Genomic DNA, 16,511 nt, shown 5'->3' on the forward strand with positions numbered 1-16,511 from the left:
CCATCCGCGCCCTACAGCAAGATCGGAGGGTAATCAAAGTCGGAGCGTGATAAATGACTCGCCTCCCCTTCCTTACCCTTCTCTTTCTGTGGGCGCTGGTAACAGGCTGCGCTGCGCCCCCTGCTCACCCGGGTCAGTTCCTTGGGGGGTATGCACGTGCGCTTGCATGGGCACCCGATGGCAGCGCCATTGTTGCAGTTCGCGATCAGGAAATCGTAATCGCGGATTCGAGCACGCTGGTGCCGATCAAGAAGCTCAAAGGCAATGATCCCTGGAGCCTGCACAAGAATGCCGCCGCAGTCGCCTTTTCGCCTGACGGGAAAGTGTTTGCAACTGCCGGGTTCGATAACGGTGTGTTGATCTGGGACGCCAGGACATGGCAGCGCATCCTGCGGTTCAAGGAGTCGGATGGTGCCACGACACTTGCATTTTCTCCGGCCGGAACGAACCTGGTAAGCGCGGGCCCGGAGGCTCCCATCAAGCTGTGGGACGTGAACACGGGTTCGCTGAGTGCAGTGTTGACTGATGCCAAATCGGGCGTGATGTCAGTCGCCATTTCGCCTGATGGCAAGTTACTGGCGGCAGGAGACATCCATCGCAATGTCACGTTCTGGGAACTATCGAGCCGGAGAATTGCTGCAGTTTTCAAAGATTTCTCAGGACCGGTCTTGTCAGTCGCCTTTTCTCCTGACGGCACGCGACTCGCTGCCGGGGCAGGCGGCTATGAGGTTCGCTTCCTTGCAACCGGCGATTTCGCGGTTCAGAAATTGCTCGTCGATCCTAAAAAACCTACGGCCGGCAGTCAGTCGGCGGAAAGACTTGTCTCCGTTGTCTCGGTAATCGGCTTGGCACGTACGCTCCAATTGACGGGCGCTCCGAGCGGAGTCCCGGTGACAGGGTTCGCGCAGGCGTCATGGCCGGCTTTCAACTGCCCGCTGGCATTCTCGCCAGATGGGAAATGGCTCGCCATGATTCGTTTTTCTCGTGAACTGTCTGCGGACTATCACCTGGAGATCTATGACACTGAAAGCGGAGACCTCGTCAACCGGTACAGCGGAGCGCTTTCATCGCTTACGTTCAGCCCCGACAATCAGCGACTGGCAACAAGTGGAATTATCCGGGTCATTCTGCTTGATCCCCGGACAGGAAAGGAAATTTCACTGACACGCTGAGGCAGCGCGATCGACCATTCCCCCACGCCGCACGCTGTCTCCAGCCTGATTCCTGGTGCGTCGCGGAAAGAGCCGGCTGGCTGGGTAATGGATCACCAGCGGGCCGACACTTAGGCTTGGACCTCCGGATTTGGTTCGCCATCCCTGGTAGCAATCAATGCTTTCGGCGTCAGCGGGATCAAAAGCAGGATCAGTGCGTACACCACGGTAGTCGCGATCACGCAATATGTGAAACCGTGCGTTGGGCTGCTGTTATAGATCCACGAGCCCAGGAGATCGCCGGCACGCGCCGAGAGCGCGAGAACGCCATCCACCAGCATCATCAGGGTCCCTTGCAGGCCCGGCGGACAGGACCGCATCGCGAGATCGAAGTATGCTGCCGTGGCTACACCGCCCATCAGCCCTATCGGTGCCGCCAAGACAAGGGCGAGATTGGATGAGTGAATGAATGCCAGCGGAATCATCTGCGGCACTGCGACGATCGTTCCCCACCACAGCAGCTTGTTCAGTGATACCTTCTTGCACAGAAAGCCATACAGCAAGAATGTCGGGATGAACGCTGCGGCAAAGATCCCGTTGTAGTACGAGTAAACGGAATCCGATGCATGCAGCTCATTGCTCAGATAGAACTGCAGCGGCGTGGCCGCTCCTGGCGCAAAATTCCACAGGAAGCAGATGAGAACCGCTGGATAAACAGCCTTATGTCTCACCAACCGCCTGACATTCCCGACAAGATCCGTGCCCCTGGCTTGCGGCTTCTCGTAGATTTGGCCGAACACGGAAACGGGCTTCCAGAGCCCCAACACGGCGATCAACAAGGCGAACATCGCCACCAGGAAGAAGGCCTCTTTCGCGGCAAGATGATCGGAGATGTACCCGGAGGCGAACGCTCCCGCAACGACCGGGACGGAGCCGACCACGTTCAACAGAGCGCTCAGGCGCCCGGACATGAGCTTCTCCTGGCCCACCAGGGCGATCAGCCCCTGATAGGCTGCGGCGATAAATCGGGACGACAGCATTGCCAGCAGCATCCCGATTACCAGTCCCGCGTATGAGAAACCTGAATATGCCATCCAGATGAATGCCACCGCGGTCGCCGGAGCGAAAATCAGGAAGAAGCCGCGATCCCGCAATCCCAGCGGGTTCCATTGGTCGCGCGCGAGACCAAAAACGAACGCAAGGTACACTGGTATTCCCGTCACCAGCCGGAATATCGAGATCTGCGTTGCGGTCGCATGCAACTGGTTCTTGAGCAGGTACGACGTCTGTATATCAACCAGGGCACCGGCCGGCGTTGCCAGAGCGATGAACAGGGTCAGGCAACCGAAATACAGCAGGGTTCGGTCGCTGCCCTCGGAACCAGTATGACCAGAAGCGGCCAGCATTTTCGCAGCCCAACAGCAACAGTGGAATTTCGATCTGCCCCGGATTGCCGGCCAGAACTGCTTGCAGAGCCACATCTACGGACAGGGTGCAGGCGGGGATCTCGCCATGAGCCCGGACGACAACTCCCGGATATGGCGTGGAGTCCTTGCCCGCGTGCGGTTCCGTGGGTGCGCGGCAGCCGGCTTCTCGAGAACCGCCCAAGCGGCCGCCAGTAAGCCGACGATACTGTTAGCGTAGGCGAAAAAATGAGATCTGTTAGGACCCTAGCAAAAATAACTTGAACAGTTGTCCTCGCGTCTATACGATGCGCACATGGATATCAGCGAGGCAGTCGAAGCGAAGTTTCGGGCCCTGCAGGCGCGCCTTGATGAGGCGACGTTGCGCCTATGGGCCGCCGCCGAAGCGCGCAGCCTGGGGCGTGGGGGCGTGAGTCTGGTGGCCAAAGCGATAGGCATCTCGCGCACCACGATCTATGCGGGACTGGCCGAACTCGAAGCGGCCGGTGGAGCGACGCGGGACATGACGGCCAAGCGCATTCGTGCCCCGGGAGGCGGGCGCAAGAGGCTAACTGAGCTCGATGCGAGGTTGTTGGAGCACCTGGATGCACTGGTGGAGCCGACCAGCCGGGGTGACCCGATGTCAGCACTACGATGGACGTGCAAGAGCACCACCCGTCTGGCCGAAGAGCTCAACCGGCTGGGGCATCGCGTGAGTCAGCGCACGATCTGCGATCTGCTGACGCAGACGGGCTACAGCTTGCAATCGGTGCGCAAGACACGCGAAGGCGCGCAGCACCCCGACCGCGACGCGCAGTTCCACTACATCGCCGACAAGGTGGCGCAGTATCAGCGCCAGCGTCAGCCGGTCATCTCGGTGGACACGAAAAAGAAGGAGCTGATCGGCGATTTCAAGAACGCTGGCCGCGAATGGCAGCCCAAGGGCCAACCCGAGCAGGCGCGTGTGCACGATTTCATCGACGATGAACTGGGCAAGGTTGCCCCGTATGGCGTCTATGATGTGACGGCCAACGAGGGCTGGGTCAGCGTGGGCATCAACCACGACACCGCCGAGTTCGCGGTTCAAAGCATCCGTCGCTGGTGGCTGGAGATGGGCCGTCCGTTGTATCCGAAAGCCAGGCGACTGCTGGTCACCGCCGACTGCGGTGGCAGCAACGGGTATCGTGTGCGGCTGTGGCGGGTGCAGTTGCAGCGACTGGCCGACGAACTCGGTTTCGCTGTGCAGGTGTGCCACTTTCCGCCGGGTACGAGCAAGTGGAACAAGATCGAGCATCGCCTGTTCTGCCATATCACGAACAACTGGCGCGGCCGACCGCTGTTGACGCGTCAGGTGGTAGTGAACCTCATCGGCAGCGTGAGTACCGCTGAAGGGCTGAAAGTGCGTGCGGAACTGGACGAGAACATGTACGACGCAGGTATCAAGGTCAGCGACGCCGAACTCGCTGCCGTGGCCATTGAGCGCGACGAATTTCATGGCGAGTGGAACTACCGCATCAAACCTCGAACATCTCGTCGCAAGACGTAATTGTTCAAGTTATTTTTGCTAGGATCCTTAGTTCCAGACCTGCCTCGTCGAAGCGAAAGCCTTGCGGACGCATACACTGTCTCGCTCGTAGCTCTTGACATCCGCTCGGGGTCGGCAGACATGTCCGTCCCCTGCCCTTGCCCGGCCGAAGGCGGTCACTACCAGACGCTCTCCCGGCCAGCGCCGTGCCACGGCTGAACGCCTGGCAACACACCCCAACCAAAGCCGGGAATACCCCGGGATCGAAACGCCAATCCGCGACAGTCTTCTTCGCCTCCCGTCCCGATAATTGCTCCCGGAGCGCTGCCATCCGCAACGGCTGGGCAGCGTCCCTCACAAAAGCGCAACGGAGACTTCGATGACGACAACAACCACTTGCGCAGACCTGCGCACGCTTCGCGAACGCGTGGTTCGCGATCACTTTGCCGACGAGATCCGGCAGGACTTCGATGCGGTCCTGTCGACGTTTCCGCATCCGCACTACGAGCTCATTGCGAGCGGCGCAGTGTTTGATGGCAACGATGATGTTCGGAAGTACTACACGCAAAGTCGCGTGGCGTTCCCGGACCAGCGCAGCGAGATCATCCAGCTCCGGCACACCGACGACGCCGTGATCGTCGAGTTCTGGCTGCTCGGCACGCATCGCGGCAACCTGAACGGCCTGCCACCGACGGGGAGGCAGTTCCGCTGCCGCATGATCGCCCTCTTCCTGTTCGACGGCGAGACGCTGGCCTGTGAACGGATCTACTACGACAGCCTGACCATGATGCAGCAGCTACTGGCCGGCTTGCCCGCCGGGCAGAAGGCGCAGGCCCTTGCCGGCCTGTTGCGGGACACGACGGCAAACCAGGCTGCCGCGGCGTAATTCGCCGGCACCGATCACCATTCCTACGGAGACATCGACATGTCCTTGCCGCAAGCCACGACGCATCAGGAGCGCCTGCTGACGATCAATACCAACGAAGTCCCGCGCCTGCCGACGGAAGTGCCGGGGACCACCATCACCCCGCTGTTCCTGGACCGCGAGAACGGGGTCTGGGTGCTCTACGGGCGATTCGAGCCAGGGACGATCTTGCCACCGCATTTCCATACGGGCACGGTGCATTTCTACACCACGCGCGGCATGTGGCACTACGCCGAGTACCCGGACGATCCGCAAACGGCGGGCAGCTACCTGTTCGAGCCCGGCGGGTCCATCCACACCTTCATGGTGCCGGCCGATGCCAGCGAACCGGCCGAGGGCCTGATGGTGGTCCATGGCGCCAACATCAACTTCGTCGATGGCGAGTACCACAGCATTATGGACGCCGGCGCCATCGAGGAAGCACTGCTGGCCGCCGTGAAGCTGGGCGCCATGCCAATGCCGAAGTACATCCGCCCGAAAGGCGGCGCGGAGTTTGCCAGCGCCAGGTAGCCAGCGCGTCAGGCCAGGCGCCGCAAGGCGTCCTGGTCCAGCAGGGTGACGTGCCCGTAGTGGAGCCGCAGGATCCGCTGGCCTTCCCACTCCTTGAGCTGCCGGTTGATGCTCTGACGTGAGACGCCCAGCATGTGCCCAAGGTCCTCCTGAGACAACTGCAGCGCGGCATCCCCGCCGGCCGGCGCCGATAACGCGTGCGCGTGCTGCGCCGCCAGCAGCCGGCGCGCCAGCCGTACCGGCAGCGGTTGCAGGATGGTCTCGTCGATCCACTCCAGCGCCCAGCGATAGCGCCGGCAGATCAGTCGCGTGAATTCCATCAGGAATGCCGGGTGATGGTCGACGATGGCGTGGAACGCCTGCGCGGGCACCATGAGCACCTCGCAATCGACTACCGCGCGCGCGTCATAGACGCGCGGCGCCTCCATGAACAGCGAGACCTCGCCGAACCATTGCCCGGGCTCCAGCACGCTGAGCACGGCCTCGCGGCCGTTGGCCGCCGTGACGCTGAAGCGCATGCGGCCGCGCTCCACGCAGAACAGCGCCTCCGGCGACGAGCCATAGGTGAACAGCACTTCGTTCTTCGCAAGTTGCCGGCGGATGACATGGGCGCGCAACGCGGCCTCCAGCTCTGGAGACAGCAGTTCCGGGCCAGCATGGCCGCTGGCATCCGCGACGCCGGGCATGGGCGGTCAGTCCAGCGTGATGTTGGCTTCCCGGGCCACGCGCTTCCAGACCTCGATCTCGCGCACGTTGACGGCAGCCTGCTCCGCGCCGCCGAGGTAGTCGGGGGTGATGCCCCAGTCGTTCATCCTCGCCATGACGGAGGGATCCTGCAGCGTGTCCTTCAGCGCCGCCTCGATCTTGTCGACGATGGGCTTGGGCACGCCCGCCGGCGCGAACATCGCCCACCCCGTCCACTGGTCGAAGTCGACGCCCTGCTCCTTGTACGTGGCAACGTTCGGGAAGTTGGCAGTGCGCCGGGTGCACATTGCCAGCGGCTTGATCTTACCTGTCTTCACCGCGGCCGTGCCGGACCCGATGTCGAGCCAGCCAACCTTGATCACATCGCCCATCATCGCCGTCATGACCGCCGCACCGCCCTTGAACGGTATATGGTCAAGCTTGATGCCCGTCTTCTGCGCCAGTACTTCGGCACAGAAATGCCCCGTCGAGCCCTGGCCCCAGGTGCCGAACTGGATCGGCTTTGCACTGCGCCTGGCAAGTTCGATAAGCTCCTTCAGGTTGTTGGCCGGCAGGTCGGTGGTGGCGACCAGGATGATCGGCGAGGAGCCGACCCGTGCCAGCGTGGTCAGGCCCTTGACCGGATCGTATGGCAACTGGTGGTAGACCGCCGGCGCCAGCGTGGTTGTGGTCATCGTGCCCAGGGCGATGGTGTAGCCATCTGGCCTGGCGTGCGCCAGTTGTCCGATTGCAATCGTTCCGGCCGCGCCGGCGATGTTCTCCACGACAAACGGCTGCTTGAGACGTTTGCTCAGTTGATCGCCGAGCAAGCGGCCAAAGGCGTCCGCGCCGCCGCCAGGCGCAGAGGGCACGATCAGCTTGACCGGGCGGCCTGGATAGTCGCCAGCTGGCTGGGCAAAGGCGACGGTGGCAATCGACATGCAGAGCGCCGCGAGGCCGCGGCAAAGGGAATGCTTCATGACAGTTGTCTCCTGAGTATTTTGTTCTGACCTGCCAACTGCGGGGACGCTTCAGCCCGCGGAGAACTCCGCGCCGCCCTTGGGACGGATGTAGCGCGGCACGGGAATCCCGGCCTTGCGCGCGGCCGCGAGGATGCCCTCTTCGATCGCGCCGGCATCGCGAACACTCTGGAATTCGCCTTCCGAGAAGATCACGTTGGCGCCGTAGACGACCATGAAGCCTTCGGCCGGCTCCTTTGCATCCGCCGGCACGGAGAAGGTATGCACCGAGCCGCCGGGTTCATACAGGTAGCTGCCCGCGGTTTGCGGATCCTCGGGATACTCGATGTAGTTCCACTGCCCCTTCGTCGTGAAGAAGTGCACGGTACCGGTATGAAAGTGGGGCGGGAGCGTGGTGCCCGGTTCAAACTTGCCGTAGAGGACCCAGACGCCGTTTTCGCGATCGAGGAACAGCGGAATGATGGTCGAGCCTGGCTCGGATCCGGGAAACTCGTGCGATTCATTGATGTTGACCGACAACAGCCGGTCCTGGTGCGTGACAACCTTGGGCAATGTCATGGCTACCTCCAAAAGATGGATATGGGGAATGTTCTAGTCCAGCTTGATGTTGGCTTCGCGCGCGACGCGCTTCCACACTTCGATGTCGCGCGCATTGATCGCGGCCTGTTCGCTGCCGGCGACGTAGTCAGGGGTGATGCCGAGGTCGGCCATCTTGCTCGTCACCGCCGGATCCCTGAGCGTCTCCTGCACGGCCGCGGCAAGCTTTTCCGTGATCGGCTTTGGCAGACCCGCGGGCGCGAACATGGCCCAACCCGTCCATTGGTCGAAATCGACCCCCTGCTCCTTGTAGGTGGGAACATTGGGGAAATTTGCCGTGCGGCGTGTGCACATGGCCAGCGCCTTGATCTTGCCGGTCTTGACGGCCGACGTGCCGCTGCCGATATCCAGCCAGCCCAGCTTCACCACCCCGCCCAGCATGGCAGTCACCACGGGCGACGAGCCCTTGAACGGGATGTGGTCCAGCTTGATACCGGTCTTCTGCGCCAGCACCTCCGCGCAGAAGTGGCCGGTGGAACCCAGCCCCCAGGTGCCGAACTGCAGCGGCGAAGCGCTCTTCTTCGCCACGGCCACGAGTTCCTTCAGGTTGTTGGCGGGGAAGTCCTTGGTGGCGACCAGGATGATCGGCGACGTTCCCACGCGGGCGATGGTCGTCAGGTCCTTGACGGGGTCGTACGGCAGCGCCCGGTAGACGGCCGGGGCCAGCGTGGTGGTCGTCATCGTGCCAAGGCCGATGGTGTAGCCATCCGGCGTGGCCCGCGCGAGTTGTGCGATCGCGATGGTGCCGGCCGCGCCGGCATTGTTCTCGACGACCAGCGGCTGCTTCAGGCGTCGGCCGAGCTGGTCCGCGAGGATTCTGGCGAACACATCGCCGCCACCGCCCGGTGCGGTCGGGACAATCAGGCGGATCGGCTTGCTCGGATAACTGGCTTCACCCTGCGCCTGCGCGCCAAAGGACAAGGCGACTGCAGCAAGGAAACCGAGGGCGGCGGACTTCTTCATCTTTGTCTCCAACTTCTGTATTTCACGCGTTCAGCGCTTCATGTCCGCTCGCCGTGGGGTGAGGCATTTTCTGGAACATGAAGAAACGTTTCCACAAATTGTGCGACTGTGAGAGCGCGAATCAAATGGTGGTAAACCCGTGAATCTTTGTGAGGCTTTTGGGGCGGCCTGGCGAATGCCGTCAGGCCAGGCGTCGCGTGCGCCTTATGCGTCCTGCGTCAGGACGATCTTTCCGAAATGCGTGTTCCTGCGCATCATCTCGCAGGCCTCGGCGACACGATCCAGCGGCAACCTTGCATCGATCGGCAGGCGCAGCTGTCCTTGCCGGAGAGCCGGCCAGAAGTCTCGTTGCACACGCTCGGCAATCACGCCGAAATCCTCGACGGTGCGCGTCCGGAAGGTCATGCCGAGGTACTGGATCCGGCGCAATGAATGGAGATCGAAGTCGAATTCTCCGCTCTCCCCTGCCATCCGTCCGATATTGACGATGCGCCCACCGATCTTCACGGCGCGCATGCTGTCGTTGATAAACGGACCGGCCAGGAAATCGACCAGCAGATCCACGCCGTGGCCATCGGTGTGTTCCAGCACGGCCTTCACCCAGTTCGGATCGTTGCTGTCGAGCGCGATGTCAGCGCCGAACTCCGACAGGCGCGCGCGGCGGTCGGGCTTGGTCGACGTGCCGATGACCAGGCTGGCGCCGAAGTGCTTTGCCACCTGCAATGCCATCAAGCCCACGCCGGAGGAAGCGCCGAGCACCATTACGGTCTGCCCGGCTTCGAGCCCGGCCAGATGGCGCATCGCCGTATGGGTGGTGCGCAGTGCGACGGACAGGCAGGCACCGGTCTCGTAGTCCATCTCCGGGTCAGGAAACGGGAAGGCGCGCCGCCAGTCCGCGACCGCATACTCGGCGAAGCCGCCGAGGCCAGAGCACATCACCTTGTCGCCGACTTTGTATGCGGTGACGTCCGCGCCAACCTCCACCACATCGCCCGACCATTCCAGGCCCAGGGGCGTGCCGGTACCGCCAGCTGCCCCATGCGCCTTCCCGTCGACCAGCGACAAATCGGCGCGATTCAGGGAACTGGCCCGCACTTTCACAAGGATTTCAGTGGGCTTGGGTCGAGGGATTTCCAGCTCTGAAAAAACAAGTCCCGTCTCACCGCGAATCGCAGCTTTCATTGCACATGTCTCCTGTCGAATAGGTCTGGGTACGTCGGCACGGCGTCACCGCTGTTGCGACGTAATGCGTATCCATTGTAGAAACGTTTTCGCATTTTACGCAAGGACCGAACGGACAAAAAAAATGCCGCCTCGAATGAAGGCGGCATCGCTGCACGGGAGGCAGATTATGCTGCAGCTACGCGGTGGCTTTCTTGCGCGCGGTGGCGGGACCACATGACTCGCGCAGCACCAGTTGCGTGGTAATCACGATGGTCTCAGGTTCGATGTCTGCGTCGCGTTCCAGTTGCTTGAGCATCAACTGGGCGAGCACGGTGCCGACGATCTCCAGGTCCCACGTCAGCGATGTGATGGACGGGCTGAACAGCTGCGACAGGTCGGTGTCGCCGATGCTGATCACGCTGACATCCCCGGGGGCCGTCCGGCCGGTATGCCGCAGCGCCTGCAGCACCCCGGCCAGGATGCGCGTGCCGAGGCACATGAAGGCCGTGGGCGCTTCCGGGCCGGATAGCAGCGACAGCGCTTCGGTGAATGCGAAATCCATCGCGGATTTCTCGCAACGGATCAGCTTCGGCACCGGCTTGAGATCCTGCTCCTTGTACGCTTCCTTGAAGCCGGCGATACGTTCCCGGCCCGGACGCAGGACGCTGCCCGGCGTCAGCAGCGCGATGCGGGTGTGGCCCAGGTTCAGCAGGTAGCGGGTCGCCTGCAGCGCGCCGGTGTAGTGATCGACATAGACGCCGGTGCCGGTCGGGCCGAAATCCCGGTCGAGCGCGATGACCGGCATATCCTGCGAGAGTTGCTCCAGCAACTTGGGGTTTTCCGTCTCGCAGGGACCCAGGATCAGGCCGTCCACGCGCCGGCGGCGGAACAGGTCGATCAGGTTCTTTTCGCGCTTGCCGTCGTTATGCGTGCTGGCGATCAGCAAGGCGTATCCGGCCGCCTGCAGCGCGGCCTCCACCGAAGTGATGATCCTGGCGTAAAGCGGGTTGGCAAGATCTGACACGATCAGGCCGATGGCGCCGGACGAGCGCGTGCGCATGCTCTGTGCGATCGCATCGGGCTCGTACCCCAGCCGCCTGGCCGCCTTGGACACCGCGGCAATCGCTGCTTCGCTGACACGCCCGGCACGATTGAGCGCACGGGACGCCGTGCCAATCGAAACGCCGGCCTCCTTGGCAACCTCCCGGATCGTGATGCGTGGCTTCATTGGCTACGTGTCACGAAACGTTGTGCCGCAACGGGCATAACACAAGACTGCAACATCGACTCCCTCCCCGGCTTTTTTTTACCGCTGGCCGCCGCGGTTGCGCGGCGAGCCAGCGACGCGTGACGCGTCATTTCCTGAACGTCAGGCATTCTAGCTCACCAGATGACGCGGGCTCCTCAGGCCTGCGGCCGGAAAGAGACCCGGCCGGGAAAGGGCAGGCCTGCCGGCCCGGCGGCGCCGCTATCGCGGCGCGCCGATCTGGTGGATGGCTTGTCCCTTGCCGTCCCAGGCCAGCCCTGCGCGCCTGACCTCGGCAAAGTACTCGCCTTTGCCGCCGGTCAGTTCGGAGATCTCGAACATGCCGCTGGGCAGTTCCGGATTCACAAAATAGGCAAAGCGTCCACGCGGCCCCATCCGCCCACCATGCCCCTCTACATACCCTGCCTCCAGCAGGTGGGCCACGATTTCGTCGAAGCGGTCCTCGGTCCAGTAGGCGATATGTTGCGCACCTTCGCCACCGCGCTTGAGCGAGTCCAGGTAGAGCGACGGGGCGTCGTCGCGTTGCTGGATCAGTTCAATCTGCAGGTCGCCGGAATTGGCCAGCGCGATCGACAGCTTCGGCGGCGTGGCGGGCTTGCCGTAGTAGCGGTATTCCGTGGTGCCCACGTCTTCCTTGTAGAACCACGGTCCGACGCCCAGCTTTTCCGTCCAGTGAGCCATGGCCCTCTCAATGTCGCTCACCACGTAGCCAAGCTGCCGGACGCCGCCGAACAAATAACTCATCGCTGTCTCCTTGTGTCTGAAGGTTGCGGTCCTGCTCTTGCAGAAACGTTTTCACAATATAGCCGCAACGACTCAATTCATGTGGGTAGTGTTTACCATGATTGTCCATATTTTTCGCGGCAACAACAATCCGAATCAGCGGTGGAAACGTTTCTTCATTAGCGCAGAAACAGGCGATATGCAGGAAGCTGCGCTTGCAGGACAACTCACAGGAGACTATCGAAATGAACCAGTTCAAGGACCAAGTGGCGCTGGTGACCGGCGGCGCGAGCGGCATCGGCGCCGCAACCGCGCGCCTGCTGGCGGAGCGCGGCGCGCGTGTCGTCATTGCCGATCTTGCGAACGGCAACGGTGCCGCGGTGGCGGACCGGATCGGCGCCGAGTTCATGGCGCTGGACGTCACCAGCGAGCCGGGCTGGAAAGCCACGATCGCCGCCATCCTTGAGCGCCACGGGCGACTCGACGTGCTCGTCAATGCGGCCGGCATCGTCGGTGACGTGGTCAATGGCACCCTCGCCAACACCACCCTTGCCGACTTCCGGCGCGTGATGGCGGTCAACCTGGACGGGACCTTCCTGGGCTGCCGCGAAGGCGTCGAAGCCATGCGCAGAACCGGCAAGGGCGCCATCATCAATCTCGCGTCCGTTGGTGCGTATTACCCGACCCTCCAGAGCGTCGCCTATGGCGCCAGCAAGGGCGCCGTGACGCAACTGACCAAGACCGTGGCACTAGCCGGGTCCGAGAACGGCCACCAGATCCGCTGCAATTCCGTCCATCCCGGCAAGATCGCCACGCCGATGCTCGAAACGATCTTTGATCAGTACAAGCAACGCCAGGCGGCGGGCGGCGTGGACCCCCGAACGGCCGGCCGGCGCATTCCGCTCGCCGAGGAAGGCAAGCCCGAGGACGTCGCCAACCTGATTGCCTTCCTGGCGTCGGACCAGGCCGGCTACATCACCGGCGGCGAGTTCACCGTAGACGGCGGCTGGCGGCTGTTGCGCTGACACTGCATTCCATTCCCATATGGCGACCGGCGCAGCGCGGGCCGATGCCCGTCGCCGATCCTTCCCGCAAAACCTGATGGAGAACATGATGTCCGAATCCCTGAACGCCGCACGCATCCAGACCGTGCGTGATCACATGGCCCTCGAATGCACGCACGAATGGGATGCCGTGATCGACACCTTCGCGCATCCCCGCTATGAAATGCACGCCACCGGCACGGTATTCGATGGCGAGGAAGAGGTGCGCGGCTACTTCGACGCGTCGCGCGCTTCGTTCCCCGACCTGGCCAACGAGATCATCGCCATCGCCGCCGCAAACGACACCGTGCTGGTTGAGTTCTGGCTTTCCGGCACGCACCTGGGCGATCTCAATGCCAACGGCAAAGTCTTCCCGCCCACCGGCCGCAAGTTCCGCGTCCGCATGGCCGCGACTTTCGAATTCGGGCCGAACTCCGACAAGATCATCTGCGAGCGTCCCTACTCCGCCACGGACGCCAAGCTGCGCGCCCTCGGCCTGCTCTGACCCGTCCCGGCGATTCCAGGAAGCGGCGAGGGCCTGATGGCCCTCGCTTCTTTTTCGTCAAGCGGCCGATGTGTGGCTTGCCGGACTCGCAACACGGCGTGCGGCGGCACCGTCCCTGAAGTAGTACGCGAAAATGACGGCGGCGCAAGCCAGAGCGCCGCTCAGCACGTAAAGGCTTGCGGTAAAGCCGCCAGTAAGGGTCTTCAATGCCCCGACGAGCAGTGGCGCGACCGCGCCGGAACTCGAACCGATCGTCGTGATGACTGCAATGCCCGCGGCAGCGCTGGGGCCGGACAGGATAGTCGCGGGCATCGCCCAGAAGACCGCATAGGCACTGGACATGCCGATCGACGCGAGCGTCAGGCACGCGATGGTCATGACCGGATCTTGCGGGAACCACGACGCGCACAGCATGCCGACGGCCCCCACCATGGCGGCAATGGCAAAGTGCCAGCGGCGCTCGCCGGTCTTATCCGAATGACGGCCGACCAGAATGGCTGCGGTGACCCCGAACAGCGCAGGGATCGTTGCAGCCAGGCCCACCTGCATGACGGTCAGGCCCATGCCCTTGAGCAGGGTCGGCTTCCAGAACGACAGCGCAAAGACGCCGAACACGACCAGGAACACGATCAGCCCCAGCACCCAGACGCGCGCATCAAGGACTGCGTCGCGCATCCGGGCGTGGCCATGGCCGGCGCGATCCTGCCCCAGCATCTGTTCGAGGTCAGTTCGCTCACGGTCGGTCAGCCAGCGTGCCTCCTTCGGGCTTTCCGACAGCAGCAGGTACGCCATGACACCCAACGGCACGCACGGCAGGCCTTCCAGCAGGTAGAGCCATTGCCAGCCGCGCAGTTGCAACGCCCCATCAAGCCAGGTCATGATTGCCCCGGCTGCCGGGCCGGCCAGGATCGGAGCAAGTGTATAAGACATATAGAAAATCGCGGTCGCCTGGGCGATGCGCCGCTTCGGATACCACAGGGTCAGGTAGTACAGGACGCCCGGGACAAACCCGGCCTCGAACACCCCGACGAGAAAGCGCATGATGTAAAACTGCGTGGGCGTCTCCACGAAGATCATGGCCGCAGAGGCGAGTCCCCACAGGATCAGGATGCGCAGGAAAGTCTTCCGGACCCCGATGCGCGACAGCAGCATGTTGCTGGGCACCTCGAACAGCGCATAGCCGATGAAGAAGACGCTGACCCCCAGCCCGAATACCGCATCGCTGAAACCAAGCTCGTCGCGCATCTGGAGCTGGGCGTAGCCCACGTTGGTGCGATCAAGAAAGCTGAAGACATAGCAGACACACAGCACCGGCAGTATTCGCCAGCTCACCTTCCGGAACAGCCTGCTTTCATCGTCCCCGTTAATGTCAGTACGCACCAGGTCCATGCCATGTCTCCCAGAGTTATAGGCGTTGCGCCGATTATCTGAGCGGGGTCGGGTACGGACTGTCGCCTTTTGGCAGTCGTGCATGCGGACTAACCCCCATCGCCGTCCTTCACCTTTGTCTGGCGCAGAAGTCGCGGCCACCAGCTCTGCCATGCAGGGAGCAATGTTTGCTGACGCACATTGGCCGCGGCAATCCTCGCTTCCTGGCGATGACTTCCCCTCGTGGGCCGCCTAAGATTGCCAGACATCAAACAAGGGGGCAGCCCATGCCCCGCCCGCCAGGCGCCGTGGCCGGCTCGCTTTGGAGCTGCCGCATGCCTCACACCCGGGTAGCATCGCCACGGCGACGTTCTCACTGACGGAGCAGAGAAGCATGAAACCAGAACCATTTGCAGTGACTCCGGATGCGTATGCACGCGCGCTCAACGTGGTGGGAGAAAGGATCACGGTGCTGGCATCCAATGCCGCCACGCAAGGTTATGAGGTATTTTTGCAGCAGGGCGAAGAAGGCAGTGGCCCACCGCCCCATAGCCATGACTGGGACGAATCGTTCTACGTTACCAGGGGGACGATCGAGATCGGCTATGGCGATCAAGCGATCACTGCTGTCGCCGGCACCTTTGTTCATGTGCCGGCGGGCACGGTGCATTACTTCCGGTTCGGCATCGGCGGCGGCGAAATGATTTCAGTCACCAGCCACGGCGGAAGCGCATCGCGCCTATTCACGCGGCTCGATGAGGAAATTCCGCCAGGCGCGCCAGACATGGAGAAGCTATTGGCGGTGGCGCAAGAGTGTGGCGTCACGATTTCAGGGTGAGCGCTGGCCCGGACACACCCCTTCGCTTCGGCCACTGCTTCGGCTGAGGTTCTTCCTTCTGCGTGTTTCGTCGCAACCTGCTACGCAGCCACGGACTTGCGCTCCCTGCCTGATTTCGTTCCCGGCTGGGCATTCGGCCCCGCCGCGCCCTGCAGCAGCCAGCAGCTCAACTGCACCGAGCGCGCCATCAGCCTGCGCCGTCCGGCAGCATCGGCTTCGATGTAGTCGACGCATTGATGGAAAAGGTATGAAACGACGTACGCGCAGACGTCGTCAATGGCCGGGCGTGAAAGCTTGGGACACAGCCCCAGGCGCTCGATGTCTTCCGCCATCTCGGCAGCGATGTCATCCAGCACCGTGCGAATGGCAACGCGAAGCGCGGGCTGCGGGCCCGTGATCCCGCACACACCAACGATGAATGCATCCGGGTGATGCTGCGCGTACAAGAACAGGGCTTCGCAGGCACGCGTGGCCACTTCACCCGGGTTGTCGCGGGCAGCGGCCCATCGGACCGCACGCAGCATCGGCCGCAGTTCGGCGCTTACCTCGGCCATGGCAGTGATGGCCAGGTCTTCCATGTCGCTGAAATGCCGGTAGAACGTGTTGGGATTCAGGCCGGCCTCGCGCGCGATCTCGCGCAGCTTGAGTGCCGCAAAGCTGCGCTTGGCTGCGGCCAGCCGCAAAGCGGCGTCGATCAGGCGGCGTTTGCCGTCGGCAATGGCTTCCATGAATGCGGTTTAGTAGCAGGACTCGGTTTTTGCCCGACATGCTTCGTTGACAGCATGTCTACAGTTGTCTACGCTTGCGCCGGTAGACAGATGTCTACGTTAAATGAAACGGCCGCACGTGGCAAATCGCGTGTCAG

17 protein-coding genes are annotated in these 16,511 nt (G+C 62.7%); 7 read left to right on the forward strand and 10 right to left on the reverse strand.

The features are described 5' to 3' along the window. The first annotated feature begins 53 nt into the window (after positions 1–53). On the forward strand, positions 54–1,172 hold the full coding sequence (locus RS901_RS29780) for a WD40 repeat domain-containing protein (protein ID WP_316154100.1): 1,119 nt from the start codon (positions 54–56) through the stop codon (positions 1,170–1,172). 110 nt (positions 1,173–1,282) lie between these two features. On the opposite strand, the gene RS901_RS29785 is transcribed toward RS901_RS29780, so the two are convergent. Beyond that, positions 1,283–2,557 carry an MFS transporter gene (locus RS901_RS29785; protein WP_316154101.1) on the reverse strand — a complete coding sequence of 425 codons (1,275 nt, stop codon included), beginning with the start codon at positions 2,555–2,557 and terminating at the stop codon, positions 1,283–1,285. Between the two features lie 313 nt (positions 2,558–2,870). Here RS901_RS29785 and RS901_RS29790 point away from each other — a divergent pair, with 313 nt between their 5' ends. The 3 genes from RS901_RS29790 to RS901_RS29800 all read left to right on the forward strand — a co-directional run bounded on the left by RS901_RS29790 (position 2,871) and on the right by RS901_RS29800 (position 5,514). Then, the gene (locus RS901_RS29790; RefSeq protein ID WP_316149395.1) at positions 2,871–4,100 is read left to right on the forward strand and encodes an ISAzo13 family transposase; all 1,230 of its coding nucleotides are present in this window, start codon (positions 2,871–2,873) and stop codon (positions 4,098–4,100) included. A gap of 358 nt (positions 4,101–4,458) precedes the next feature. Next, positions 4,459–4,965: an ester cyclase gene (locus RS901_RS29795; protein ID WP_316154102.1), complete on the forward strand. Its 507-nt coding sequence runs from the start codon at positions 4,459–4,461 to the stop codon at positions 4,963–4,965. Between the two features lie 39 nt (positions 4,966–5,004). Then, a complete protein-coding gene (locus tag RS901_RS29800; RefSeq protein ID WP_316154103.1) occupies positions 5,005–5,514 on the forward strand; it encodes a 2,4'-dihydroxyacetophenone dioxygenase family protein in 510 nt (169 codons plus the stop codon). Between the two features lie 8 nt (positions 5,515–5,522). Here the strand turns inward: RS901_RS29800 and RS901_RS29805 are convergent, their stop codons facing one another. The 7 genes from RS901_RS29805 to RS901_RS29835 all read right to left on the reverse strand — a co-directional run bounded on the left by RS901_RS29805 (position 5,523) and on the right by RS901_RS29835 (position 11,913). Then, positions 5,523–6,200, reverse strand: a complete 678-nt coding sequence (locus tag RS901_RS29805) for a Crp/Fnr family transcriptional regulator (protein WP_316154104.1) — start codon at positions 6,198–6,200, stop codon at positions 5,523–5,525. A 6-nt stretch (positions 6,201–6,206) separates the two neighbouring features. After that, a complete protein-coding gene (locus RS901_RS29810) occupies positions 6,207–7,178 on the reverse strand; it encodes a tripartite tricarboxylate transporter substrate binding protein (RefSeq protein ID WP_316154105.1) in 972 nt (323 codons plus the stop codon). 51 nt (positions 7,179–7,229) lie between these two features. Continuing rightward, positions 7,230–7,736 carry a 2,4'-dihydroxyacetophenone dioxygenase family protein gene (locus RS901_RS29815; protein WP_316154106.1) on the reverse strand — a complete coding sequence of 169 codons (507 nt, stop codon included), beginning with the start codon at positions 7,734–7,736 and terminating at the stop codon, positions 7,230–7,232. Between the two features lie 33 nt (positions 7,737–7,769). Next, the gene (locus RS901_RS29820; protein ID WP_316154107.1) at positions 7,770–8,738 is read right to left on the reverse strand and encodes a tripartite tricarboxylate transporter substrate binding protein; all 969 of its coding nucleotides are present in this window, start codon (positions 8,736–8,738) and stop codon (positions 7,770–7,772) included. Positions 8,739–8,942: 204 nt separating this feature from the next. Then, positions 8,943–9,920 carry a zinc-binding dehydrogenase gene (locus RS901_RS29825; RefSeq protein WP_316154108.1) on the reverse strand — a complete coding sequence of 326 codons (978 nt, stop codon included), beginning with the start codon at positions 9,918–9,920 and terminating at the stop codon, positions 8,943–8,945. A gap of 178 nt (positions 9,921–10,098) precedes the next feature. Then, a complete protein-coding gene (locus RS901_RS29830; protein WP_316154109.1) occupies positions 10,099–11,130 on the reverse strand; it encodes a LacI family DNA-binding transcriptional regulator in 1,032 nt (343 codons plus the stop codon). A 240-nt stretch (positions 11,131–11,370) separates the two neighbouring features. Beyond that, positions 11,371–11,913 (reverse strand): VOC family protein, encoded by a 543-nt coding sequence (locus tag RS901_RS29835; RefSeq protein ID WP_316154110.1) that lies wholly within the window; start codon positions 11,911–11,913, stop codon positions 11,371–11,373. Between the two features lie 224 nt (positions 11,914–12,137). Here RS901_RS29835 and RS901_RS29840 point away from each other — a divergent pair, with 224 nt between their 5' ends. Together RS901_RS29840 and RS901_RS29845 are read left to right on the forward strand one after the other, a co-directional pair. Further along, the gene (locus RS901_RS29840; RefSeq protein WP_316154111.1) at positions 12,138–12,917 is read left to right on the forward strand and encodes an SDR family NAD(P)-dependent oxidoreductase; all 780 of its coding nucleotides are present in this window, start codon (positions 12,138–12,140) and stop codon (positions 12,915–12,917) included. An 85-nt stretch (positions 12,918–13,002) separates the two neighbouring features. Further along, positions 13,003–13,440 (forward strand): nuclear transport factor 2 family protein, encoded by a 438-nt coding sequence (locus RS901_RS29845; RefSeq protein ID WP_316154112.1) that lies wholly within the window; start codon positions 13,003–13,005, stop codon positions 13,438–13,440. Between the two features lie 57 nt (positions 13,441–13,497). Here RS901_RS29845 and RS901_RS29850 read toward each other — a convergent pair whose 3' ends face one another. Next, entirely contained in the window at positions 13,498–14,829 is a 1,332-nt protein-coding gene (locus tag RS901_RS29850) for an MFS transporter (protein ID WP_316154113.1), read from the reverse strand. A 373-nt stretch (positions 14,830–15,202) separates the two neighbouring features. On the opposite strand from RS901_RS29850, the gene RS901_RS29855 reads away from it, so the two are divergent. Continuing rightward, on the forward strand, positions 15,203–15,646 hold the full coding sequence (locus RS901_RS29855; protein WP_316154114.1) for a cupin domain-containing protein: 444 nt from the start codon (positions 15,203–15,205) through the stop codon (positions 15,644–15,646). Between the two features lie 80 nt (positions 15,647–15,726). Here the strand turns inward: RS901_RS29855 and RS901_RS29860 are convergent, their stop codons facing one another. Continuing rightward, positions 15,727–16,374 carry a TetR family transcriptional regulator gene (locus RS901_RS29860; protein WP_316154115.1) on the reverse strand — a complete coding sequence of 216 codons (648 nt, stop codon included), beginning with the start codon at positions 16,372–16,374 and terminating at the stop codon, positions 15,727–15,729. Between the last annotated feature and the right edge of the window lie 137 nt (positions 16,375–16,511).

Source organism: Cupriavidus sp. BIC8F (assembly GCF_032465815.1).
GTDB lineage: Bacteria > Pseudomonadota > Gammaproteobacteria > Burkholderiales > Burkholderiaceae > Cupriavidus > Cupriavidus necator.